This window comes from Herbaspirillum rhizosphaerae, from assembly GCF_001189965.1.
Taxonomy (GTDB): Bacteria; Pseudomonadota; Gammaproteobacteria; order Burkholderiales; family Burkholderiaceae_D; genus Herbaspirillum; species Herbaspirillum rhizosphaerae.
On sequence record NZ_LFLU01000018.1, the window covers coordinates 20,894 to 43,461 of the forward strand.

Below are 22,568 nucleotides of genomic sequence, written 5' to 3' on the forward strand. Positions count from 1 at the left end.
GCCCTCAGTTATCAATCACTCGTTGAGCTTTTTCCATGACATCAGCAACGACACCGACTACCGCCTTCCGCACACCGGCCTTCCTGCACCAGCGCCTGCAAAGCGATATCGATTTCTTCACGCAACACGCGTTCGACCCGGCCGGCGGCTTCTTTCACTACCTCAATGACGACGGCAGCGTCTACGACAACAGCCGCCATCTGGTCAACAGCACGCGCATGGTGTTTTGCCACGCGTTGGCGTACCGCGCCACCGGCAAGGAAGCGCATCGCGATGCGGTGCGCCACGGCCTGAAGTTTTTGCAGGAACAGCACTGGCAACCCAGCTACGGCGGCTATGCCTGGGTACTCAAGAACGGTGTCCCGCTCGACCGCACGCAACATTGCTACGGCCTGGCGTTCGTACTGCTGGCCTACGCACATGCCTGCGACATCGGCGTGGAAGAAGCGCGCGCCCACATTGACGCCACCTTCGCGCACATGGAAAAGCTGTTCTGGTCCGAACAGCACGGCCTCTACGCCGATGAGGCGACACCCGAAGGCGTGGTGTCGTCCTACCGCGGCCAGAATGCCAACATGCACAGCTGCGAAGCCTTGCTGGCTGCCTATGAAGCCACCGGCGACGTCCGCTTCCTGCATCGCGCGGAACGCCTGGCGCGCAACATCACCGTGCGTCAGGCGGCGCTTGCCAACGGCTGGATCTGGGAACACTACAGCGCCGACTGGAAGATCGACTGGGACTACAACAAACACGACAACACCAACATGTTCCGCCCCTGGGGTTACCAGCCGGGCCACATGACGGAATGGGCCAAGCTGCTGCTGATCCTCGAACGCCATGCCGAACATCTGCAAGACGATGCCAGCTGGCTGGCGCCGCGTGCACGCGCCTTGTTCGACGTCACGATTCCAGTCGCCTGGGATGAGGAAAACGGCGGCCTGTTCTACGGCATTGCCCCCGACAACAGCGTGTGCGACGGCGACAAGTATTTCTGGGTACAGGCCGAATCGCTGGCCACTGCCGCCCTGCTGGCGCAACGCACCGGCGAGGCGATCTACTGGGAAGTCTACGACCAGCTCTGGCAGTACAGCATGCAGCACCTGATCGATCAGGAACGCGGCGGCTGGTACCGCATCCTGCAACGCGACAACACGCGCTACGGCCCTGAAAAGCCGCCGCACGGCAAGACCGATTTCTACCATCCGCTCGGCGCGTATCTGGAATCGCTAAACGCCGTCGGCGCGCCGCTGCCGAAAAAACGATAGCGCCGCAAAACTTACGTAAAATGCCATTTGGCCCATTCACAAGAGATCGCTCGCCATGAACCAGTTAGAACAGCTCAAGCAGTACACCACTGTGGTTGCCGACACCGGCGACTTCGAGTCCATGAAGGAATTTGCGCCGCGTGACGCGACGACCAATCCTTCGCTGATCCTGAAGGCAGTGAAGAAGGACGAATACAAGCCGCTGCTGGAAAAGGCCGTGCGCGACAACAGGTGGAATGAGCACGAGATCATGGACCACCTGCTGGTGGCGTTCGGCGCCGAAATTCTGAAAATCGTTCCTGGCCGTGTTTCTACCGAAGTCGATGCCAGCTTGTCGTTCGATACTCAAGCCACCATCGATAAGGGCCGCAAGCTCATTGAGCTGTATGCCCGTGCCCGCATCCCTCAAGAGCGTGTTCTGATCAAAATCGCCTCCACTTGGGAAGGTATCCGTGCGGCGGAAGTACTGGAACGCCAGGGCATCCGTTGCAATATGACCTTGCTGTTTTCGTTACCGCAGGCAATTGCCTGTGCAGAAGCCAATGTCCGTCTGATTTCACCATTTGTCGGCCGCATCTACGATTGGTACAAGAAGGCAGAAGGCACGGAATTCACTGGCGCCAACGATCCTGGCGTGCAGTCGGTGCGCGGCATTTACGATTACTACAGCTATTTCGGCTACAAGACTGAAGTGATGGGCGCCAGCTTCCGCAATACCTCCCAGATCGTCGAACTGGCGGGCTGCGACCTGCTGACCATCAGCCCCGATCTGTTGAAAAAACTCACCGAAAGCAATGAGCCGGTGACACGCAATCTGACCCGCGAAGCAGCGCAAGAGCAAGACCACCGCCCTCCGAAGACTTCGGAAAAGGAGTTCCGCTTCCGGTTGAACGAAAGCGCCATGGCGACGGAAAAGCTGGCGGAAGGCATCCGCCTGTTCTGTGCAGACACGCACACGCTGAATCAAATGATTGACGAAACGCGCTCTGCCATGTGACGCATTCACGTCCGGCAATCAATCCAATAAAAAAGAGGCGCCACAGCGCCTCTTTTTTATGGCAAGGAAGATTCCATTTCAGTTCTTCAATTCATCCGGCACCTTGCCGCCATTCTCCGCCAGCTTGGTCATGACCTGCTTGTGCAGCCAGATGTTCATTGAGGCAGAGTCGTTGGTGTCGCCCTGATACAAGAGCTCCGTCGCCAGCTCCTTGCGCGCAGCCAGGCTGCTGTCCAGATTGAGCAGCTTCATCAGATCGACGATGGAAATCTGCCAATTCAGTTTTTGCGGATTCTTCGCCGCCATGTCGTTCAGGATGCTTTCCACATCGACCAGGGGAGTCACCTGTCCTGCGACGACGCCGGTATCCGATGCAGGCGCGGTGGTATTGGCTGCGTCATTCTGGGTGGGATGGGAAGAAGGAAAATCTTGCTGAAAATGTTGCTCAGAATGCCCATGGCGTTCTCCTGAAAGGGAATAAACAAAAGCTGTTGCCGAAACCGGCAACAGCCAATTGAGAAACCCCTGCTCAAGCCAAGTTCCTGCGCAATTTGTAACGCGCCGACAAGTCGTACGCTTGCCGAAAAGCTTCGATCATGGCCGCCGCTTTTCGCGAAACATAAATAAAAAGAGGCGGGATATCCGCCTCTTTTCTTTCGTAAAACTGCAGCTTGCCAGCCGCAAAAGCGATTACAGCTTTTCGGTCTCGCCCGATTTCGGCTGCCACTTCATCAGGCGCTTTTCGATCACCCCGACCGCCACGTCCAGCACCAGCGCAAACGCCGTCAGCACCACGATGCCGGCGAACACGGTATTGATGTCGAAGCTGCCTTCCGCCTGCAAAATCAGATAGCCGACGCCGCGCGCCGAGCCGAGGTACTCGCCCACCACTGCGCCAACGAAGGCCAGGCCGATGGACGTATGCAAGCTGGAAAACACCCACGAGGTCGCCGACGGCAGATACACCGTGCGCAACAACTGACGGGCATTGGCGCCGAGCATGCGCGCATTGGCGAGCACCACCGGGCTGACTTCCTTTACTCCCTGATAGACGTTGAAGAACACGATGAAGAACACCAGCGTCACCGCCAGCGCGACCTTGGACCAGATGCCCAGGCCGAACCACATCGCGAAGATCGGCGCCAGGATCACGCGCGGCATCGAGTTGGCGGCCTTGACGTAAGGATCGAGGATGGCCGATGCCACCGGCGACAGCGCCAGCCAGAGGCCGATGCCCAGACCCAGCACGGTGCCGATACCGAAGGCCAGCACCGTTTCGGTCAATGTGACCAGCAGGTGGGAATAAATCTCGGCGGGGAAATTCAGCGTAAAGAAAGTCGTGTCGCCGAAGCCGACTTCCAGCGAGCCGCTGCCGACGGTGAACCATTGCCAGATGCGCACGGCGACCTTGAGCGGTTCGCCGAAGAAGAAGGCGGTCTGCTCATTGCGCGTGGCGATGTGCCAGACGCCGAGCACGACGACCAGCACCAGCAGTTGCCAGAAGCGCAGATTTTTATGACTTGGTTTGAGGAGTTTCCACATGACGATTCTTTGTTCAGTTTTCTATGTCGGCCGGCTGAAGATTCAGGCCGCAGTTTTTTGTTGCTGATATCCCTTGAGCACTTCGTCGCGCAAGACTGACCAGATTTGCTGGTGCAGTTCGACAAAACGTGGATGCGTGCGAATCTCGGCAACGTCGCGCGGACGCGGCAGGTCGATCGTGAATTCACCAATGGGATGCGTCGCCGGACCGGCCGACAGCACCACCACGCGGTCGGACATGGCGATGGCTTCATCGAGGTCATGCGTGATGAACAGCACCGCTTTTTTCTTGGCGTTCCACAGATCGAGCACTTCGTTTTCCATCAGCTGGCGGGTCTGGATGTCAAGCGCGGAGAACGGTTCATCCATCAGGATGATGTCCGGATCCATGATCAGCGTCTGCGCCAGCGCCACGCGTTTGCGCATGCCACCGGACAACTGGTGCGGGTAGCGGTCACCGAAGCCCTTGAGGCCGACGCGCGCCAGCCATTGTTCGCCCAGCTCTTTGGCTTCGCGATCATCGATGCCGCGATATTGCAGGCCGGCGATGACATTCTCCAGCGCGCTGCGCCATGGCATCAGCGCTTCGGCCTGGAACATGTAACCGGCGCGCTTGTTGATGCCGACCAGCTCTTCGCCGAACACCTTGATGCTGCCCGAGGACGGTTGCAACAAACCGGCGCCGACGTTGAGCAAAGTCGATTTGCCGCAACCGGTCGGCCCTACGACGGAGACAAATTCGCCCGGCGCGATAGCCAGCGTGGTATTGGCGACGGCGGTATAACGCTGCGTGCGATCGTCCTTGGAAACAAAGGTGCAGGTAATGTCGTCGAGAAAAAGTGCTGGCGTCATATCGGGGAATCTCCGGCCAGGCCGAATGCTGGTGCGTTAGAAAAAAACATCGAAAAGAACATCGGAAGGGATTTCATAAAATACAAAAATACCGGACTGCAAATTGCAGACGGGCACCCGCAGGCGCCCGTGTGTCGTGACTGATGAAGGCCACTTACTTGTACTTGGCGTTCGCCTTCTTGACGAAGTCGTTGGTGTAAGTTTTGGACAGGTCGATCTTCTTGCTGGCCAGATCCGGTTCAAAGGCTTGCAGCGTCTTCAGCGCAATTGCCGGGCCTGCATCCGGAAAGGTGCCGTCCGGCGAGATCGCTTCGCGCACCTTCAGGAAGGCGGCGATGTACAGCGCGCGGTCGCCCAGCAGATAGCTCTCCGGAACGGCCTTGATGATGTCGGAAGGACCGGCCTTCTGGATCCATTTCAGCGCGCGCACCATGGCGTTGGTCAGCGCTTGCGTGGTGTTCGGATATTTCTTGATGAAGGCTTCCGGCGCATACAGGGTCGCTGCCGGCATCGGGCCGCCGAATACTTCATTGGTGTCTTTCAGCGTGCGGGTGTCGGCAATGGTCTTGATTTCACCCTTTTGTTCCAGCATGGCGATCACCGGATCCAGATTGGCGATGGCATCGATCTGGCCGGAACGGATGGCCGACAAGGCGCCGGCCGCTGCACCGACGCCGATGAAGGACACGTCGGTCGGTTTCAGGCCGCCCTTGGCGAGAACGTAGCTGGCCATGACGCTGGTCGAAGAACCGGGCGCAGTCACGCCGATCTTCTTGCCTTTCAGGTCGGCGATGGTCTTGTAGTTCGGCATGGTCTTGTTGTTGACCGAGAACACGATTTGCGGTGCGCGGCCTTGCAAGACGAAAGCGACGATGGACTGATTCTTGGCCTGCATGTTGATGGTGTGCTCATACGCACCGGACACCACGTCTGCGCTGCCGCCCACCATGGCTTGCAGGGCCTTGGCGCCGCCGGCGAAGTCGGAGATTTCGACTTGCAGGCCTTCATCCTTGAAGTAGCCCAGTTGCTCGGCCACGGTCAAAGGCAGGTAATAAAACAAATTTTTGCCGCCGACGGCGATCGATACCTTCGGTTTTTCCAGCGTTTGTGCGAACAGATTGGTATTGAACGTCACGTAACCGGCCAGGAACAGGGCCAGGGCGATCGCGAATTGCTTCAGGTTGAATTTCATGTGGTCTCCTCCTATGAGCGTGCTTATTTGTGCTTGCTTATGCTGACTGATTCTTAATGCCGGACAGTTCCTGGAATGACTGCCTTCAGATGACTTTGTCTTGCCGCAACTGCGCAATTTGTGCGTCATCATACCCCAGCGAACGCAAGATTTCATCGTTATGCTCGCCGAGGCCCGGACCGATCCATTTTGTGCCGCCCGGCGTTTCCGACAATTTGGGTGTTACGGCCGGTAACTTGATAGGCGTGCCATCGGCAAACGCGTGTTGTTCGAACATGTTGCGGGCCAGGAATTGCGGATCGCTCATCATGTCGCGCACCGAGTAAATCTTCCCGACCGGGACGTCCGCCGCCTGCAGGATGGCCAGCGCGTCGTCGATGGTGCGGGTGTCGCACCAGGCCTGAATGGCCTGGTCGATCTCTTCGGTACGCGGCACGCGGCCGTCGTTGCGCGCCAGTTGCGGATCGTCGGCCATGTCGTTGCGGTCGATGGCGATCATGAGGCGCTTGAAGATGGCGTCGCCATTGCCGGCGATGACGATGTTCTTGCCGTCGACTGTGGTGTAGGTGTTGGACGGCACGATGCCGGGCAAGGCGCCGCCGGTGCGTTCGCGCACGACGCCGGCCTGGTCGAATTCCGGCACCAGCGATTCCATCATGTTGAACACCGACTCATACAGCGCGACATCCACCATCTGGCCTTGCCCTGCCACGCACAGCTCGCCGTCCTTGCCGTTCCAGCGGCCGCCGGTGACGTCGCGATGGCGCAAGGCCATCATTGCACCGATGACGCCGTGCAAGGCAGCCACCGAATCGCCGATGGAAATACCGATACGCACCGGGGGCCGGTCGGCGTGGCCGGAGACATAGCGAATGCCGCCCATCGATTCGCCGATGGCGCCGAAGCCGGGCAAGTCCTTCAGCGGACCGGTCTGGCCGTAGCCGGACAGGCGCACCATGATGGTGGCGGGATTGAGCTTCTTGAGCGCTTCATAGCCGAGGTTCCACTTTTCCAGCACGCCGGGGCGATAGTTCTCGATGATGATGTCGGCGTCCAACGCAAGGCGGCGGGCGATGTCCTGCGCCTGCGGGTCTTTCATGTTCAGCGTGAGGCTTTTCTTGTTGCGCGCCTGCACCGACCACCACAGCGAGGTGCCGTCCTTGAGGACGCGCCATTGGCGCAACGGGTCGCCGACTTCGGGCGCTTCGACCTTGATGACGTCGGCGCCGAACTCCGCCAGCATGCGCGAGCAGAACGGGCCGGCGATCAGCGTGCCGAGTTCGAGTACCTTGATGCCGGCCAGGGGGCCGCTTGTTTGTTTCTTTTCCATACTTTTATGGTCGGGACAGTGGCTGCGGCTGATGTATCGACTGCCTCGACCATATCGACCTGGGTCGATATGATCAGCCTCCGAAGCCGGCGTGTCCCGAATCTCCTCTCCTGCTTTGTTATGTGCGGCGCCTTGCTTCTGCCGCCGTCTCCGGACTATGTTGCACGCCGGTCCAGCATGGCGCGTGCGATGGTGCCGGCGTCGACGTATTCCAGTTCGCCGCCGACCGGCACACCGCGCGCCAGACGGCTGACCCTGAGGCCGCGCGCCTTGAGCGTTTCGCTGATGTAGTGCGCGGTGGCTTCGCCTTCGTTGGTGAAATTGGTGGCCAGCACCACTTCAGAGACGACGCCGTCGGTGGCGCGCGTAATCAGTTTTTCCAGATGGATGTCCTTGGGGCCGATGCCGTCCAGCGGCGACAGGCGTCCCATGAGCACGAAATACAAACCCTTGAAGGTCAGCGTCTGCTCGATCATCAGTTGATCGCTGGGGGTCTCGACCACGCACAGCACCGTGGTGTCGCGCTCGCCGTCCTGGCAGGTGTCGCAGATGACTTGTTCGGTGAAGGTGTTGCACAGGGCGCAGTGGCGGATCGTCTCGGCCGCCTGGGCAAGCGCGCGGCTCAATTGCAAGGCGCCGTCGCGGTCATGCTGCAGCAGATGGTAGGCCATGCGCTGCGCCGATTTGGGACCGATGCCCGGAAGCGTACGCAGGGACTCCGTAAGCAGGGTGAGACTGGAAGGGGTTTTCAATTTCGATCTGAGGTATGCCGGAAGACGGAAAGCGCTTCGGCCGTCATGGATGGAACAAACTCGGTGATTTCATATTCTGCGACGTCGCCGATGTAGAACGGATCGGTTTCGATGATGGCTTCCAGTTCGGCGCGGTCGGCAGCGTCGGCGATGATGATGCCGCCGCTGCGGGGAATCTTGCGGCCCGACATCAGGAACACGCCGTCGGCATACTGTTCGTTCAGGAATTGCTTATGCGCCGTCAGCAACGCGTCTATTTCGCCTGCCGACTTGGTATAGGTAATCGAGATAACGAACATGATGCCTCCTTCAGAAAGCAGCCGCTGCCGCGTCGACAGCAAGCTGCAACATCACACCGACACATCGTTCAGAACGGCATCTTGAACCCTGGCGGCAACGGCATGCCGGCAGTCATGCCTGCCATTTTTTCCTGCGATGTCGCTTCAGCCTTGCGCACTGCGTCGTTGAAGGCGGCGGCAACCAGATCTTCCAGCATGTCCTTGTCGTCGGCCAGCAGCGACGGATCGATAGAGACGCGCTTGACGTCATTCTTACAGGTCATCACGACTTTGACCAGCCCTGCGCCGGACTGTCCTTCGACTTCGATCAATGCAAGCTGGTCTTGCATTTTCTTCATGTTGTCCTGCATCGCTTGAGCTTGCTTCATCAAGCCTGCCAGTTGGCCTTTCATCATGGTCGTACTCCTTGGTAGCTAAGTTGATTCATCTTTCTCATGCCGTGGCGGAAATGGCACATCGGCAGTTGCGGCATGTCCGCGGATTGTCCCTTACAGCGGCCGCACCGACCCCGGGACGATGGAAGCGCCGAACTCGCGCATCATGACTTGCACGAAGGGATCATTTTGCACGGTCTGCTCCGCTTCGCGTTGCCGTTCGGCACGATTGGCTTCCGCTTTGGCATTGGCGGTATGCGCCACCATGCCGATTTCAGTTTCTACCCTGACGCTCTTGCCGAAGCGCTCGCTCAGCACAGCCGTCAGTTTGTCGACATTGCCCGAGGCGCGCAAGGTTTCCACCGGGATGCGCAAATGGAAGCAGACGGCATTGCCGACTTGTTCGCATCGCACCAGCTCGCTCTGTTGCGCCATCTGCTGCACCATGCCGCGCAGCGGCAACTCGGCAGCCAGGTGCGGCCAGTTGCCGTCCCAGCCGAGCGAGGCGGCGACTTGCGCGGTCTGCGCCTGCATGGCGGGCGTGACGGTGCTGACGGCCGCCGGCGGCGCGACGACGATGGCGTCTTCGGCTTCCTGCGCATTGTCCGGTACAACGCGGCTTACGGCCTCGTTTGCGGCGGCTGCAGAATATTGTTCAGTTTTTTTTTGAGCGTCGGCGCCGGCCGGCTCTTCGTCCCAGGGCGGCGGCATGTCGTCGGACACATCCGCCAGCACAGGCGCCGGTGCCGGCGCAGGGGCGGCCTGAACCGGTGCCGGCGCAGGAGCCGGAGCAGCGGTGGCGGCAGCGGCGGAACGCGGCGAACTCTTGCCCGATCCTGCGCGGGCCGCTTCCAGTGCAGCGGCGCGCGCCGAGTTGGCCGAACCTGCTGCGGCAGCCGGCGCAGCAGCAGGCGGACGCGAAACCGGTGTGCTGGTGGTAGCGACTTGCGGCGCGGCGCTCAGGGGCGCGGCGGCCGGTGTCGGCCGGGCCGGCGCAGCGGTTCTGGCAACCGGCGCTGCCGGTGCACTGCCGGCAGAACCGGCAGCGTTTGCAGCAACCGGACGGAACGCCAGCATGCGCAGCAAGGTCATGCTGAAGCCGGCGTATTCGTCCGGCGCCAGACCCAGCTCGTTACGGCCGTGGACGGCGATCTGATAAAACAGCTGCGCTTCTTCAGGATTGAACTGGGATGCCAGACGCACGATGTCTTCACGTTGCGGCGCGTCTTCGGCCAGCGCAGCCGGCACGGTTTGCGCCAGTGCGATCTGGTGCAGCAGCGTCGCCAGATCCTGCAACGCGGCGTTGTACGACAGGCTGCGCGTAGCCATTTCATCGGCGACCGACAACAAGGCTGCGCCATCTTGCGCCGCCAATGCATCGAGCACGCGGATCAGGTAGGACTGATCAAGCGCACCGAGCATGCCCTGCACTGCTTCCAGCGTGACCTTGCCGGCAGCGTAGGCAATCGCCTGGTCGGTCAGCGACAAGGCGTCGCGCATGGAGCCGTGCGCGCCTTGCGCCAGCAAACGCAGCGCGGGTGCTTCGAATTCGATGTTTTCCTGGCCGAGGATATTGTCCAGGTGGCCGATGATGTGGCCCGGCGGCATTTGCTTCAGATTGAACTGCAGGCAACGCGACAGCACGGTCACGGGAATCTTTTGCGGATCGGTCGTCGCCAGGATGAACTTGACGTGCTCAGGCGGTTCTTCCAGCGTCTTCAGCATGGAGTTGAAGGCGTGGTTGGTGAGCATGTGCACTTCGTCGATCATGTAGACCTTGAAGCGGGCATTGGACGGCGCGTAGATCGCCTGCTCCAGCAGCTGCGCCATTTCATCGACGCCGCGGTTGGAGGCGGCATCCATTTCAATGTAGTCGACAAAACGGCCGGCATCGATGGCGACGCAGGCTTCGCACACGCCGCAAGGCTGCGCGGTAATGCCGCCGTTGCCGTCAGCGCCTACGCAATTGAGCGACTTGGCCAGGATGCGCGAGAGCGTGGTCTTGCCGACGCCGCGGGTGCCGGTGAACAGATAGGCGTGGTGCAGGCGCTGCTGATCCAGTGCATGTGTCAGCGCCCGCACGACGTGTTCCTGCCCGACCAGCGTATCGAAGCTGCGGGGGCGGTATTTACGGGCGAGAACTTGGTAGGACATAAACTTGGGGTGCGTTTGGATAGCGGCGTTGGGTCAGACGGGCATTTTATTCTATTTCGGGCCCGTCTTAACCGACTATCGCGGAATTGGCTTGATTGACCGGGCAAGCGCCGGACGATGCCAGCCTGAAGAGCGGACTATTTCCGTCCGTAAGTATCTTCGAAGCGGACGATATCGTCCTCGCCCAGGTAGCTGCCGGATTGCACTTCGATCATTTCCAGCGGGAACTTGCCGGGATTTTCCAGGCGATGCGTAACGCCCAGCGGAATATAGGTCGACTGGTTTTCCGACAGCAGGAAGACTTCTTCGCCGCGCGTGATGCGCGCCGTGCCCTTGACGATAATCCAGTGTTCGGCGCGATGATGGTGCATTTGCAAGCTCAAGGTGCAACCTGGATTGACCACAATGCGCTTGACCTGGAAACGCTCGCCGGCGTCGATGGAGTCGTACCAGCCCCAGGGACGATGGATCTTGCGATGCGTCACGGCTTCGCCGCGCTGCTGCCCCTTCAGCCGGGCGACAATCTGTTTGATCTCCTGCATGTTGCTCTTGTCGGCCACCATGACGGCGTCCGAGGTCTCGACAATCACCAGGTTGTCGATGCCCACGCAGGCAACCAGGCGCTCCTGTGCGAACACCAGGTTGTTCGACGCATCCACCAGCATGACATCGCCGCGCGCAACATTGCCGGCGGCGTCTTTTTCGGACACGTCCCACAATGCGTCCCAGGCGCCGACATCAGACCAGCCGGCGTCCAGCGGAATGATCCGGCCGTCGATACCCAGGGCCGATGCTCCCGCAAGTTTTTCCATTACCGCATAGTCGATGGAATCCGCCGGGCACGCTTCGAACGCAGCCTTGTCAACCCGATAAAAATCGTTGTCCTGCTTGCCGCCGTCGAATGCCTTGCGGCAGGCTTGCGCCATCTCCGGCTGAAAATGATCGATGGCGCGCAGCCAGACACTGGCCCGCATCATGAACAGGCCGCTGTTCCAGAGATAGTCGCCGGAATCGATGTAGCGCTGCGCGGTTTCGGCGTTCGGCTTTTCCACAAAGCGGTCGATCGCATACACGCCGTCGATGGCCTGGCCGCGCTGAATGTAGCCGTAGCCGGTTTCCGGACGATCGGCGACGATGCCGAAGGTCACCATCGCCCCGCCCGCCGCATGAGGAACCGCCCTGTTGATCGCCGCCTGGAACGCATCCACATCGCGAATCACATGGTCGGCCGGCATCACCAGCAAGATCGGATCAGCCTTGTCCTGGCTGGCGAGCAAGGCGGCGAGCGTCAGCGCCGGCGCGGTGTTGCGGCCAACGGGCTCCAGCACGATGTGTTTGCTTTGCTTGCCGACGGCACGCAATTGTTCGGCAGTGATGAATCGGTATTCTTCATTGCAGACGACCACAGGCGCTTCGATCAAGGCATAGTCGTCGCCGCCATCCCGGATACGCAAGGCGGTCGCCTGCAGCATCGTATCGGCGCCGACCAGCGGCAACAGCTGTTTGGGGTATTGTTCGCGGGAAAGCGGCCACAAGCGTGTACCGGAGCCGCCTGAGAGAATTACTGGCTGCAGATAAGTCATTAATCTATCGCTGTTATTGGATGGCGTTTGCCCGGCGTCTCAGGCAAAAGGAATCATGGCGCTTCGCGGCGACGCTTCTTTTGCTGATACATCAGGGCATCGGCGTTGTTCATCAGGTCGCCAATCGTATCATGCGCAGCCGGATCATATTCGACCGCGCCGACGCTGTACAGCAGATCGTAACCGCGCTTGCTGGCCTGATTGTATTCGTTGACCGACGTGCCCAGATGCGCCAGCACCGCCGCCGTTTCCTGCGCCGCCGTATTGGTCAGGAACACGGCAAATTCATCGCCGCCAAGACGACCGATCACATCGGATTCACGGAAATTGGCAAGCAGGATGCGCCCGAAATTCACCAGTGCGCGATCGCCCTCGGCGTGACCGAAGCGGTCGTTGATCTGCTTGAACAGATCGAGGTCGAAATACAGCAGGGACGCCGGTTTGCCCAAGCGCTTGCACATGCTCAGCGCATGCTCGGAGAGCGATTCGAACCCGCGGCGGTTGGACAATTTGGTGAGTTCATCCATGGTTGCCAGATGCACGGCGGCCATTTCCTGCTCGACCATGCGCGCCAGGTCGGCCAGCATGGTTTTGTCGTCCTCGTCAAACTCACGCGGAATGGTGTCGAGCAAGCACAAGGTGCCCAGCTTGTAGCCTTGCGGGCTGCGGATCGGACATCCTGCATAGAAGCGGATGAACGGATCGCCCACGACCAGCGGATTGTCGTGAAAGCGCGGGTCTTGCAAAGCGTCGCTCACCACCATGACGTCGTCGCGCAAGATCGCATGGGAGCAAAACGACACATCGCGCCCGGTTTCGCAGGCATCGATGCCGACACGCGCCTTGAACCATTGCCGTTTGGCATCCACCAGGCTCACCACGGCTGTCGGTACTGCAAACAGGCGACGCGCCAGCCGCGTCAGACGATCGAAGCGTTCTTCGGGAGGCGTATCCAGAATGTGCAGGTTGTGCAAGTCGCCGACGCGCGCTTGCTCGTCAACGGGAATGTCAGCAATGTTCATAAGTCCCTTCTTGCCCGGTAATTGACAGAACTCGTTGGCGCGCAGACTGGAGACGCATGCGCGCCATGCTGGTGTAACCGTATTTCCCCCCCCTGTCCGGCGGCGCCTGCACCGCACGCCCGGAAAATTGCCATATCGGCAAATCAAGGCTGTTTATTGTTGATCATTATTGATGACTGTAATGCCGATTATTTTTATGCGCAAGCCAACATCGGACTAAATGACAATTTACGGCCACATGAACAAAAAACCCCGCCAAGCGGGGTTTTCGACATGCAATTGCCGTACTGCGTTATCGGCCTCGTCAGCCCTTGGTCGCTGCCGGCTTGTCCGCCTTGGCATCCTGATCCTTCATTTTTTTAGGGAAAGGTTTCGCCTCGCCCTTGCCGGTGACCAGCGACTTGCTGCGAGGCTGGCCGTTGACCGTCAGGCCGGCATCGGACAGCTTGTTGGCGCTTTTGTCGCCCACGCCTTTGACGCGGGTTTCAAAGTCGGTCCAGTCCTTGAAGTCGCCCTTCTTGCGCTCATCCAGAATACGCTTGGACATCGCCGGGCCGATACCCTTGATACCGTCCAGTGCAGCCTGATCGCCCTTGTTAACGTCAACCTGGGCAAATGCCAGACCGGTGCTCATGACGAACGCGCAAAGTGCCAGCAAGATTTTTTTCAACATAGTGTTCCTTTCGAGGTAAGCGTTGAATCAGTGATTGACAACACCGGCAGAGCAAATCGGCCGGCTATATGATTTAACGATGCCTCGGAACAATAGTTGACTAAAAAACAACCAAATAAAACCAGAATAAATTAGAGCGAAAGTTCTTCGCGCGTAACCGTCGCCGTCCCCAGCTTGCCGACCACGATGCCGCCGGCCAGATTCGCGATCCGAACCGCTTCCGGCAGCGCCGCGCCGTTCCCCAGCATCACGGCCAGGGTCGCAATCACCGTGTCTCCGGCGCCGGAGACGTCGAATACCTCGCGCGCAACGGCAGGGAAATTGACGACCTCGTTCTCCAGATACAGCGTCATGCCTTCTTCGGAGCGCGTCAGCAGCAGGGCCTCCAGTTCGAGCGCCTGGCGCAGGTTCTGCGCCTTTGCAGTCAGCTCCTCTTCGGTCTTCCACTGGCCGACAATCCGGATGAGTTCGGAACGGTTCGGCGTGAGGATGGAAGCGCCTTTGTAGCGCGAGAAATCATCGCCCTTGGGATCCACCAGGATCCGCTTGCCGAGCTTGCGGCCGACGCTGATCATGTCGGCGACATTGACCAGGCTGCCCTTGGCGTAGTCGGACAGAATAATGACGTCATAATTGCCGGCCAGCGCATTGTATTGCGTCAGCTTGTCGCGCAGTACGGTGTCGGTCGGCGCATCTTCGAAATCGACCCGCACCAGTTGCTGCTGGCGGCCGATCACGCGCAGCTTGATGATGGTCGAGATGGCCTGATCGCGATTGAGGTAGCTGTCGATGCCCAGCTCGGACAGCAGGCCCTCGACCACCGAACCGGCCTCGTCCTGCCCGATGACCCCAAGCAGGCCGGTTTGCGCACCCAGGGTCGCGGCATTGCGCGCCACGTTGGCGGCGCCGCCCAGGCGCTCTTCGCGACGTTCGACGCGCACCACGGGCACGGGCGCTTCCGGCGAGATGCGATTGACTTCGCCGAACCAGTAGCGGTCCAGCATGACGTCGCCGACGATCAGGATACGGGCGTTGTTCGCGGAAGAAAGTGTTGTCGCCATGAACTTACGCCTTGGTCAGGATGGAACGGCCGATGCCATGATATTCAACGCCGATGTCGGCCATCACTTGCGGCTCAAACAGATTGCGGCCATCGAAGATGACCGGGTTCTTGAGCTTGCGCTTGAGCTGATCGAAATCGGGGCTTCTGAACGCCTTCCATTCGGTCACGATGGCCAGTGCATCCGCATCCTGCAGCGCATCCATCGGGCTTTCGCAGAAACGGATACGCGCCAGCGCTTCCTGGTTATCGGCAAAATCCAGCGCCAGCACGCGCCGGGCTTCCTTCATGGCCACCGGATCATACACGGCGACCGTGGCGCCGCGCTCGATCAGTTCGCCCAGCAAGACGCGCGAAGAGGCTTCACGCATGTCGTCGGTATTCGGTTTGAACGCCAGGCCCCAGATGGCGAAATGCTTGCCTTGCAGATTTTCACCGAAGCGCGTCACCACCTTCTTGCCGAGCACGTGCTTCTGGTTGTTGTTGACCTGCTCCACTGCGCGCAGGATATGCAATTCCTGGCCGTAGTCGCGCGCCGTGCGTTCCAGCGCCTGCACGTCTTTCGGGAAACACGAACCCCCGTAACCGCAGCCGGCGTACAGGAAACTGTGGCCGATACGCGGATCGGAGCCGATGCCGTGACGCACAGCCTCGATGTCGGCGCCGACCTTGTCCGCGAGATTGGCCAGTTCGTTCATGAACGAGATGCGCGTGGCCAGCATGGCGTTGGCGGCGTACTTGGTGAACTCCGCGGAACGCACATCCATCCAGTAGGTGCGCTCGTGATTGCGATTGAAGGGAGCATACAGCTTCTTCATCGTCGAATACGCCTGCTGCCCTTCCGGCGTATTGTCGTGACCGATGACGATGCGATCCGGACGCATGAAGTCTTCAACCGCGGCGCCTTCCTTGAGGAATTCCGGATTGGACACCACCGAGAAGGACGCGTCCTTGACAGCACGCTGTTCCAGCTCTTGCCGGATCGCTGCATGCACACGATCGGCCGTGCCGACCGGCACCGTCGATTTGTCGACGATGACCTTGAAACCGGTCATGTACTTGCCGATGTTGCGCGCCGCTGCGAGGACGTATTGCAGATCGGCAGAGCCGTCTTCATCCGGAGGCGTGCCCACTGCGATGAACTGGACATCGCCATGCGCTACGCTGGCGGCGACATCGGTAGAAAACGTCAGGCGGCCGGCAGCGCGGTTGCGCGCCACGACGTCTTCCAATCCCGGCTCATGGATAGGAATGCCGCCGTTGTTGAGGATATCGACCTTGGACTGATCGACGTCCAGGCAAAACACATCGTTGCCCAGCTCTGCCAGGCAGGCTCCGGTAACAAGCCCGACATAGCCGGTGCCGATAATGGTAATTTTCATAGTATTCCTACAGATGCGAGCGCCTGAGCACTCTAGTTCATCACATTCAATTCTTCAGTACGGCGCGGCGGATAGGTTTCCCAATGATTGCAGCCGGGGCAATGCCAGTAAAACTGGCGCGCCTTGAAGCCGCAATGCGTGCACTGGTAGCGCGCCAGCTTTTGCGTATAGCTGTGCACCAGCGTCTTGACCACCGATAACTCAGGACGGATTTCCGCCGGCGCATTGATCATGCGCGCTTCCAGGAATTTGTCCAGACCCAGCAAGGTAGGCGTACGGCGCAGCTCATCGCTCACCAGCTGGTTGGCCGCTTCAACGCCTTCCAGCTCCAGCACCGCCTTGAAAACCACTTCCAGCAAATCGATGGAAGAAGCTTCGGCCAGATAGGCGCGCAGCAAATTCAAGCCCTCCTTCATGCGACCTACGGCTTGATAGCCGTCGAGCAAACGCTGCGCCACCAAGGCGGCATGCGGCACGCTTTGGTGCTCGACCCGGCGCCAGGCCAGCAATGCCGCTTCCACATCGCCCTTGGCCAGATAAACGTCGCCCAGCAGGATATTCGCGCGCACGCTCTTGCGGTCCGTGGCCAGCGCTTTTTCCAGCATGTTCATGGCGGCGTCGGGATTGGTGTGCACCAGCTCATCTTCCGCCAGTTCGCAATAGAACTGTGCGATTTCCTTTTGCCGCCCGCCTGCGCCGGAGGCTTGCAAGGTCTCGGCGGCCTTGATGGCGCGCGCCCATTCTTTTTCGCGTTGATAAATTTCCAGCAAGGCGCGACCGGCCTGGGCGCCATATTGCGTGTCGTTGAGCAGATGGAAGGTTTCTTCCGCACGATCCAGCAAGCCCGCTTTCAGGTAATCCTGACCGAGTTCGTATTGCGCATGCGCCTTGTGCTCAGCCGGCAAATCGGGACGCGCCAGCAAGTTTTGGTGGACGCGGATGGCGCGTTCGGTTTCGCCGCGGCGGCGGAACAGATTGCCCAGCGCGAAGTGCAGGTCGACCGTTTCCGGATCCAGCTTGACGATTTCGATGAACGCATCGATCGCTTTGTCCGGCTGTTCATTCAGAAGGAAATTCAATCCCTTGAAGTAACCGCGCGGCAAGGTGCGCGATTCGGAAATCAACTGGTTGATATCGACACGCGCCGCAATCCAGCCCAGCCCGAAGAAGACGGGAATACCCAGCAGCCACCAGAATTCAAATTCCATAAAAATCTTTTTTTAGATGAGATGCTGCGGTGGAACAGGAACAATGCTATCCGGTTGCGGCGGCTGGATCTGCGCCAGCTGCTGCGCTTCGCGTTCTTTCTGCAGCGTCGAGACGGCTTTCTTGTGCCTGGAAGCTTCGCGGCGATGGCGGAACACGACCGGCGTCATGGCCAGCACGCCCAGAATGGCGCCGCCGACGAAGCAGACCAGCAAGACCAGCACCAGCGGATCGGTGCGTTCATAACCGAGGAAGAAATGCAGCGTGATTTCTTGCGTGTTTTTCAGCGCAAAGAAAAAGAAAAGAATAAACAGGATGGCCGCAATCAGTCTTGAAATTATCTTCATGGCGCTAATCCTTTTTTTGATGTATTGGCCCGGCCGCAATGGCCTGGCGACAAGGTACAGCATGCTGCACGGACGATCAAACGGCAGGAAACCTGTTTAACCGGATCGCCGATACGGCAGAGTTGAAATTGTACGTGAAAAAAAACGGCATCCAAAGATGCCGTTTGATTTGTTAAGCGCTATTTACACTCAGTGCGCTCAACGGTCCCGCTTGCTCTGCAGCAGGCGCAACAACTTAGTCTTCCTTGATGGGTTGCCCCACCATGGCGTCGACACGCTCACGCAATTCCTTGCCGGGCTTGAAATGAGGTACGCGCTTTTCCGGCACCATCACTTTGTCACCCGACTTGGGATTGCGACCGATGCGAGGCGGCCTGCGATTTAACGCAAAGCTGCCAAAACCACGGATCTCGATACGCTGGCCGGTTGCAAGTGCATCGACCATTGCATCGAGGATGGTTTTGACCGCGTAATCCGCATCCTTGGCGACAAGTTGCGGATAACGCTCAGCCAGGCGAGCGATCAGCTCAGACTTGGTCATTATGCTCGACTAATCAGTTCTTGTTGTCGAGCTTTGCCTTCAGCAGTGCACCCAGGCTGGTGGTACCGGAAGCGGCGCTGGAGTCCGAAGACATCTTTTGCATTGCTTCCTGAGTCTCAGCGTTGTCCTTTGCCTTGATCGACAATTGGATGCTGCGTGCCTTGCGGTCGATGTTGATGACCAGTGCTTCAACGCTGTCGCCGACCTTCAGGTGGGTACCGGCATCTTCAACGCGGTCGCGCGAGATTTCGGATGCACGCAGGTAGCCTTCGACTTCGTCGGACAACTGGATCACTGCGCCCTTAGGCTCGACCGACTTGACGGTACCGGTAACCAGTGCGCCCTTGTCGTTCATTGCAGCGAAGTTGTTGAACGGATCGCCTTCCAGTTGCTTGACGCCCAGGGAAACGCGCTCACGCTCGACGTCGATTGCCAGAACAACGGCTTCCAGCTCGTCGCCCTTCTTGAAGCGGCGGACAGCTTCTTCGCCGGTTTCAGTCCAGGACAGGTCGGACAGGTGAACCAGACCGTCGATGTTGCCGGTCAGGCCGATAAACACGCCGAAGTCGGTGATCGACTTGATGGCGCCCTTGACCTTGTCGCCCTTCTTGTGGCTGATCGCGAAATCATCCCAAGGATTCGGCTTGCATTGCTTCATGCCCAGGCTGATACGGCGACGCTCTTCGTCGATTTCCAGAACCATGACTTCAACTTCGTCGCCCAGCTGAACAACCTTGTTAGGCGCGACGTTCTTGTTGGTCCAGTCCATTTCGGAAACGTGCACCAGGCCTTCGATACCTTGCTCGACTTCGACGAATGCGCCGTAGTCGGTCAGGTTGGTGACCTTACCGAACAGGCGTGTGCCTTGTGGGTAACGACGGGACAGACCTGTCCACGGGTCGTCGCCCAGTTGCTTGACGCCCAGCGAAACGCGGTTCTTCTCTTGATCGTACTTGAGGACCTTGGCAGTGATCTCTTGACCGACTGTGAGCACTTCCGATGGGTGACGCACACGACGCCATGCCAGATCGGTGATGTGCAACAGGCCGTCGATACCGCCCAGATCCACGAACGCGCCGTAGTCGGTGATGTTCTTGACGACACCGGTAACCACAGTGCCTTCTTTCAGGGTTTCCATCAGCTTTTGACGCTCTTCGCCCATCGATGCTTCGATGACGGCGCGACGCGACAACACGACGTTGTTGCGCTTGCGATCCAGCTTGATAACCTTGAATTCCAGGGTCTTGCCTTCGAAAGGCGTTGTATCCTTGACCGGACGTGTATCCACCAGCGAACCTGGCAGGAAGGCACGAATACCGTTGGTCAGAACGGTCAGGCCGCCCTTGACCTTGCCATTGACAGTACCAACGACGATCTCGCCGGACTCCATCGCTTTTTCGAGCGAGAGCCACGATGCCAGACGCTTGGCCTTGTCACGCGACAGGATAGTGTCGCCGAAACCGTTTTCCAGCGATTCGATCGCGACGGAGATGAAATCGCCGACGTTGACTTCGAGTTCGCCGTTGTCATTTTTGAATTCTTCGATAGGAATGAAGGCTTCGGACTTCAGGCCGGCGTTGACGATAACGAAGTTATGGTCGAGGCGGACGACTTCAGCCGAAATGACTTCACCAGAACGCATGTCTTGACGTGACAGCGATTCTTCAAACAGCGCTGCAAATGCATCAGCGCCAGCGGCTCCAGGAGCCAGGACAGTAGTGGTAGACATAGATTTAAGAAAGGTGTTGGCCAGTATCCGGTCGCGATTTGCAGAAATCAAACTGCTGACGATGCACGCAAAGGGCGATGAATATTGGGTTTAGGTTTATCAACACTCGCCGGACTTTGCATCTGGCGAGCACCAATGGCATTGCAAAACAACAAATAAAACAGCAACAACTGCTAATAAAACGCTTATAAAGCCGCGTACCAGCTGAGCACCTGCTTGACCGCCGCATCGGCTGTCATGTCGGAAGTATCCAGTAGATATGCCCCTTCCGCCGGCTTGAGAGGCGCCGACGCACGATTCATGTCCCGTGCATCACGCTCCCTCAAATCCTTCGAGAGGTCTTCCATATTAGCAGGAAAACCCTTGTCAATCAATTGCTTATAGCGTCTTTGCGCCCTGGCTTCCACGCTGGCGGTCAAAAAGACCTTCAACGGGGCATGCGGGAAGATCACCGTACCCATGTCGCGACCGTCGGCAACCAGGCCGGGCGCCTTGCGAAAACCCAGCTGCAAGCCATACAAAGCATGGCGAACCGTTGATAAAACAGCAATTTTTGAAGCTGTATTGCCGACTTCTTCCGCCCGGATTGCCTGCGTGACATCTTCGTTGGCGAGAAAGATATGGCCGCCGTCGAAATGGCAATTCAGATGCTCGGCGCTCTTGGCCAGGGCGTGTTCGTCATTCATCGCCACGCCGCGACGGATCGCGGACAAGGCAGTCAGACGATACAAGGCGCCCGAATCCAGATAGTGGAAGCCGAGATGTTGCGCTACTTTTTGCGCCACCGTACCTTTGCCCGATGCAGTCGGGCCGTCGATGGCAATGACGGGAATAGTTGCCGCGTTCATGGGAATCCCCGTTTATCAGTGAAATCAGTAAAAACTCTGGCCGATCAAATCAGTGTCTGCTCGGCAATATGCTCGAACACCCGAAAGTAGTCCGGGAACGTCTTGGCCACGCATTTCGGATCGTTGATGCGCACGCGGGTGCCCTGGCGCGCGGCGCCATCAAGCGAGGCCAGCGAGAAACACATCGCCATGCGATGGTCGTCGTAAGTATCGATGGTCGCAGGGGTCAGTTGCGCGGGCGGCGTCACGCTCAGATAGTCTTCCCCCTCTTCCACGGTCGCGCCGAGCTTGCGCAATTCGGTCGCCATGGCAGCCAGACGGTCGGTTTCCTTGACGCGCCAGCTGGCGATATTGCGCAGGACGCTGGTGCCGTCTGCGTACAAGGCCGCCACTGCGATCGTCATGGCGGCGTCGGGAATGTGGTTGAAGTCGGTATCGATGGCTTTCAACACGCCATTGGATGAGGCCTCGATCCAGTTATCGCCCATGGTGATGGTCGCGCCCATCTGGCGCAAGGCCTCGACAAAGCGCACGTCCCCCTGGATGCTGTCCTTGCCGACGCCTTCCACCCGGATCGGTCCGCCGGCAATCGCGCCGGCCGCCAGGAAGTAGGACGCGGAAGACGCATCACCTTCGACATGGATGACGTCCGGACTCTGATAATGCTGGCCGGCCGCCACCGTGAACGATTGCCAGCCGTCGCGCTGCACCTCGATGCCGAAACGGCGCATCAGGTTCAGGGTAATTTCGATGTAAGGCTTGGAAATCAGCTCGCCGACGACTTCAATGGTCATCGGCTCGCTCTTGGCCATCAAGGGTGCCGCCATCAGCAGCGCCGTCAGGAATTGACTCGACACGTTGCCGCGCACCTTCATGCGATGCGCATTGAGCATGCCGCGGCGGATATGCAGGGGTGGATAGCCGGCATTGCCGGTGTATTCGATCTGCATGCCGACGTCGTTCAGGGCATCGACCAGATCGCCGATCGGACGCTCATGCATGCGCGCCACGCCGTGCAAGGTGTAGTCGCCGCCGATGACCGCAAGCGCCGCCGTCAGCGGACGAATCGCGGTGCCGGCATTACCCATGAACAAATCCGCCTGGTGCACCGGCAACACGCCGTCCACGCCATGCACGATGTAATCCTGCGTGCCGTCGACCTGCTCCCATTTGACGCCCAGCTGCTGCAAGGCCATCAGCATCACCAGCGTATCGTCGGAGGCCAGCAGATCCATGATTTTCGTCGTACCGCGCGACAAGGCCGCCAGCAGCAGGATGCGGTTGGAGATGCTCTTGGAGCCCGGCAACTTGACCGTACCTTGTACGTGGGCGACAGGCGCCAGATCGATGTGATGTGGATAGGAAGCTTGCTTCATCGGAATTCGTGGTTCACAAGGTTAATAGCGGATTAATAACAGGC

21 protein-coding genes and 1 pseudogene are annotated in these 22,568 nt (G+C 59.1%); 2 read left to right on the forward strand and 20 right to left on the reverse strand.

Features of this window, described 5'->3' with window-relative positions; all coding sequences use genetic code 11:
• The first annotated feature begins 35 nt into the window (after nt 1–35).
• Nucleotides 36–1,265, forward strand: coding sequence for an AGE family epimerase/isomerase (locus AKL25_RS19800; protein ID WP_050479437.1), 1,230 nt, complete (start codon nt 36–38; stop codon nt 1,263–1,265).
• A 55-nt stretch (nt 1,266–1,320) separates the two neighbouring features.
• A complete protein-coding gene (gene tal / locus AKL25_RS19805) occupies nt 1,321–2,262 on the forward strand; it encodes a transaldolase (RefSeq protein ID WP_050479438.1) in 942 nt (313 codons plus the stop codon).
• 78 nt (nt 2,263–2,340) lie between these two features.
• On the opposite strand, the pseudogene AKL25_RS19810 reads toward tal, so the two are convergent.
• The 20 genes and pseudogenes from AKL25_RS19810 to aroA all read right to left on the reverse strand — a co-directional run bounded on the left by AKL25_RS19810 (nt 2,341) and on the right by aroA (nt 22,524).
• Nucleotides 2,341–2,720 (reverse strand): annotated as a pseudogene (locus AKL25_RS19810) (DUF3597 domain-containing protein).
• A gap of 232 nt (nt 2,721–2,952) precedes the next feature.
• Nucleotides 2,953–3,804 carry an ABC transporter permease gene (locus tag AKL25_RS19815; protein ID WP_050479439.1) on the reverse strand — a complete coding sequence of 284 codons (852 nt, stop codon included), beginning with the start codon at nt 3,802–3,804 and terminating at the stop codon, nt 2,953–2,955.
• Between the two features lie 42 nt (nt 3,805–3,846).
• Nucleotides 3,847–4,656 carry an ABC transporter ATP-binding protein gene (locus AKL25_RS19820; protein ID WP_050479440.1) on the reverse strand — a complete coding sequence of 270 codons (810 nt, stop codon included), beginning with the start codon at nt 4,654–4,656 and terminating at the stop codon, nt 3,847–3,849.
• Nucleotides 4,657–4,810: 154 nt separating this feature from the next.
• Nucleotides 4,811–5,848 (reverse strand): ABC transporter substrate-binding protein, encoded by a 1,038-nt coding sequence (locus AKL25_RS19825; protein ID WP_050479441.1) that lies wholly within the window; start codon nt 5,846–5,848, stop codon nt 4,811–4,813.
• Nucleotides 5,849–5,933: 85 nt separating this feature from the next.
• The gene (locus tag AKL25_RS19830) at nt 5,934–7,178 is read right to left on the reverse strand and encodes a CaiB/BaiF CoA transferase family protein (protein ID WP_050479442.1); all 1,245 of its coding nucleotides are present in this window, start codon (nt 7,176–7,178) and stop codon (nt 5,934–5,936) included.
• A 155-nt stretch (nt 7,179–7,333) separates the two neighbouring features.
• Nucleotides 7,334–7,930 (reverse strand): recombination mediator RecR, encoded by a 597-nt coding sequence (recR, locus tag AKL25_RS19835; protein WP_050479443.1) that lies wholly within the window; start codon nt 7,928–7,930, stop codon nt 7,334–7,336.
• Nucleotides 7,927–8,229 carry a YciI family protein gene (locus AKL25_RS19840; RefSeq protein ID WP_050479444.1) on the reverse strand — a complete coding sequence of 101 codons (303 nt, stop codon included), beginning with the start codon at nt 8,227–8,229 and terminating at the stop codon, nt 7,927–7,929. Before AKL25_RS19840 ends, recR begins: the two co-directional genes overlap by 4 nt.
• A 68-nt stretch (nt 8,230–8,297) precedes the next feature.
• A complete protein-coding gene (locus tag AKL25_RS19845; RefSeq protein ID WP_050479445.1) occupies nt 8,298–8,624 on the reverse strand; it encodes a YbaB/EbfC family nucleoid-associated protein in 327 nt (108 codons plus the stop codon).
• Nucleotides 8,625–8,717: 93 nt separating this feature from the next.
• Nucleotides 8,718–10,757, reverse strand: a complete 2,040-nt coding sequence (locus AKL25_RS19850) for a DNA polymerase III subunit gamma/tau (protein WP_050479446.1) — start codon at nt 10,755–10,757, stop codon at nt 8,718–8,720.
• Between the two features lie 137 nt (nt 10,758–10,894).
• Entirely contained in the window at nt 10,895–12,340 is a 1,446-nt protein-coding gene (locus AKL25_RS19855; RefSeq protein WP_050479447.1) for a mannose-1-phosphate guanylyltransferase/mannose-6-phosphate isomerase, read from the reverse strand.
• Nucleotides 12,341–12,393: 53 nt separating this feature from the next.
• Nucleotides 12,394–13,362, reverse strand: coding sequence for a GGDEF domain-containing protein (locus tag AKL25_RS19860; protein ID WP_050479448.1), 969 nt, complete (start codon nt 13,360–13,362; stop codon nt 12,394–12,396).
• A 304-nt stretch (nt 13,363–13,666) separates the two neighbouring features.
• The gene (locus AKL25_RS19865; protein ID WP_050479449.1) at nt 13,667–14,035 is read right to left on the reverse strand and encodes a ComEA family DNA-binding protein; all 369 of its coding nucleotides are present in this window, start codon (nt 14,033–14,035) and stop codon (nt 13,667–13,669) included.
• Between the two features lie 131 nt (nt 14,036–14,166).
• On the reverse strand, nt 14,167–15,096 hold the full coding sequence (rfaE1, locus tag AKL25_RS19870; protein WP_050479450.1) for a D-glycero-beta-D-manno-heptose-7-phosphate kinase: 930 nt from the start codon (nt 15,094–15,096) through the stop codon (nt 14,167–14,169).
• 4 nt (nt 15,097–15,100) lie between these two features.
• Entirely contained in the window at nt 15,101–16,477 is a 1,377-nt protein-coding gene (locus AKL25_RS19875; protein ID WP_050479451.1) for a UDP-glucose dehydrogenase family protein, read from the reverse strand.
• Nucleotides 16,478–16,509: 32 nt separating this feature from the next.
• Complete coding sequence (lapB, locus tag AKL25_RS19880) at nt 16,510–17,685, reverse strand: lipopolysaccharide assembly protein LapB (RefSeq protein WP_050479452.1); 1,176 nt, start codon at nt 17,683–17,685, stop codon at nt 16,510–16,512.
• A gap of 12 nt (nt 17,686–17,697) precedes the next feature.
• Nucleotides 17,698–18,030: a LapA family protein gene (locus tag AKL25_RS19885; RefSeq protein WP_050479453.1), complete on the reverse strand. Its 333-nt coding sequence runs from the start codon at nt 18,028–18,030 to the stop codon at nt 17,698–17,700.
• Between the two features lie 235 nt (nt 18,031–18,265).
• Entirely contained in the window at nt 18,266–18,571 is a 306-nt protein-coding gene (locus AKL25_RS19890) for an integration host factor subunit beta (protein ID WP_007876341.1), read from the reverse strand.
• Between the two features lie 13 nt (nt 18,572–18,584).
• Nucleotides 18,585–20,300, reverse strand: a complete 1,716-nt coding sequence (gene rpsA, locus AKL25_RS19895; protein ID WP_081493360.1) for a 30S ribosomal protein S1 — start codon at nt 20,298–20,300, stop codon at nt 18,585–18,587.
• Between the two features lie 185 nt (nt 20,301–20,485).
• Entirely contained in the window at nt 20,486–21,148 is a 663-nt protein-coding gene (cmk, locus tag AKL25_RS19900) for a (d)CMP kinase (RefSeq protein ID WP_050479454.1), read from the reverse strand.
• Nucleotides 21,149–21,192: 44 nt separating this feature from the next.
• Entirely contained in the window at nt 21,193–22,524 is a 1,332-nt protein-coding gene (aroA, locus tag AKL25_RS19905) for a 3-phosphoshikimate 1-carboxyvinyltransferase (RefSeq protein WP_050479455.1), read from the reverse strand.
• Between the last annotated feature and the right edge of the window lie 44 nt (nt 22,525–22,568).

What these genes read in the sequence shown, in the direction of transcription:
- AKL25_RS19890 (WP_007876341.1), bottom strand. Translation starts at nt 18,571, where the DNA reads ATGACCAAGTCTGAGCTGATCGCTCGCCTGGCTGAGCGTTATCCGCAA.
- AKL25_RS19860 (WP_050479448.1), bottom strand. Translation starts at nt 13,362, where the DNA reads ATGAACATTGCTGACATTCCCGTTGACGAGCAAGCGCGCGTCGGCGAC.
- AKL25_RS19885 (WP_050479453.1), bottom strand. Translation starts at nt 18,030, where the DNA reads ATGAAGATAATTTCAAGACTGATTGCGGCCATCCTGTTTATTCTTTTC.
- AKL25_RS19865 (WP_050479449.1), bottom strand. Translation starts at nt 14,035, where the DNA reads ATGTTGAAAAAAATCTTGCTGGCACTTTGCGCGTTCGTCATGAGCACC.
- AKL25_RS19840 (WP_050479444.1), bottom strand. Translation starts at nt 8,229, where the DNA reads ATGTTCGTTATCTCGATTACCTATACCAAGTCGGCAGGCGAAATAGAC.
- aroA (WP_050479455.1), bottom strand. Translation starts at nt 22,524, where the DNA reads ATGAAGCAAGCTTCCTATCCACATCACATCGATCTGGCGCCTGTCGCC.
- cmk (WP_050479454.1), bottom strand. Translation starts at nt 21,148, where the DNA reads ATGAACGCGGCAACTATTCCCGTCATTGCCATCGACGGCCCGACTGCA.
- AKL25_RS19850 (WP_050479446.1), bottom strand. Translation starts at nt 10,757, where the DNA reads ATGTCCTACCAAGTTCTCGCCCGTAAATACCGCCCCCGCAGCTTCGAT.
- AKL25_RS19855 (WP_050479447.1), bottom strand. Translation starts at nt 12,340, where the DNA reads ATGACTTATCTGCAGCCAGTAATTCTCTCAGGCGGCTCCGGTACACGC.
- rfaE1 (WP_050479450.1), bottom strand. Translation starts at nt 15,096, where the DNA reads ATGGCGACAACACTTTCTTCCGCGAACAACGCCCGTATCCTGATCGTC.
- tal (WP_050479438.1), top strand. Translation starts at nt 1,321, where the DNA reads ATGAACCAGTTAGAACAGCTCAAGCAGTACACCACTGTGGTTGCCGAC.
- AKL25_RS19800 (WP_050479437.1), top strand. Translation starts at nt 36, where the DNA reads ATGACATCAGCAACGACACCGACTACCGCCTTCCGCACACCGGCCTTC.
- AKL25_RS19825 (WP_050479441.1), bottom strand. Translation starts at nt 5,848, where the DNA reads ATGAAATTCAACCTGAAGCAATTCGCGATCGCCCTGGCCCTGTTCCTG.
- lapB (WP_050479452.1), bottom strand. Translation starts at nt 17,685, where the DNA reads ATGGAATTTGAATTCTGGTGGCTGCTGGGTATTCCCGTCTTCTTCGGG.
- AKL25_RS19875 (WP_050479451.1), bottom strand. Translation starts at nt 16,477, where the DNA reads ATGAAAATTACCATTATCGGCACCGGCTATGTCGGGCTTGTTACCGGA.
- AKL25_RS19845 (WP_050479445.1), bottom strand. Translation starts at nt 8,624, where the DNA reads ATGATGAAAGGCCAACTGGCAGGCTTGATGAAGCAAGCTCAAGCGATG.
- AKL25_RS19820 (WP_050479440.1), bottom strand. Translation starts at nt 4,656, where the DNA reads ATGACGCCAGCACTTTTTCTCGACGACATTACCTGCACCTTTGTTTCC.
- rpsA (WP_081493360.1), bottom strand. Translation starts at nt 20,300, where the DNA reads ATGTCTACCACTACTGTCCTGGCTCCTGGAGCCGCTGGCGCTGATGCA.
- AKL25_RS19830 (WP_050479442.1), bottom strand. Translation starts at nt 7,178, where the DNA reads ATGGAAAAGAAACAAACAAGCGGCCCCCTGGCCGGCATCAAGGTACTC.
- AKL25_RS19815 (WP_050479439.1), bottom strand. Translation starts at nt 3,804, where the DNA reads ATGTGGAAACTCCTCAAACCAAGTCATAAAAATCTGCGCTTCTGGCAA.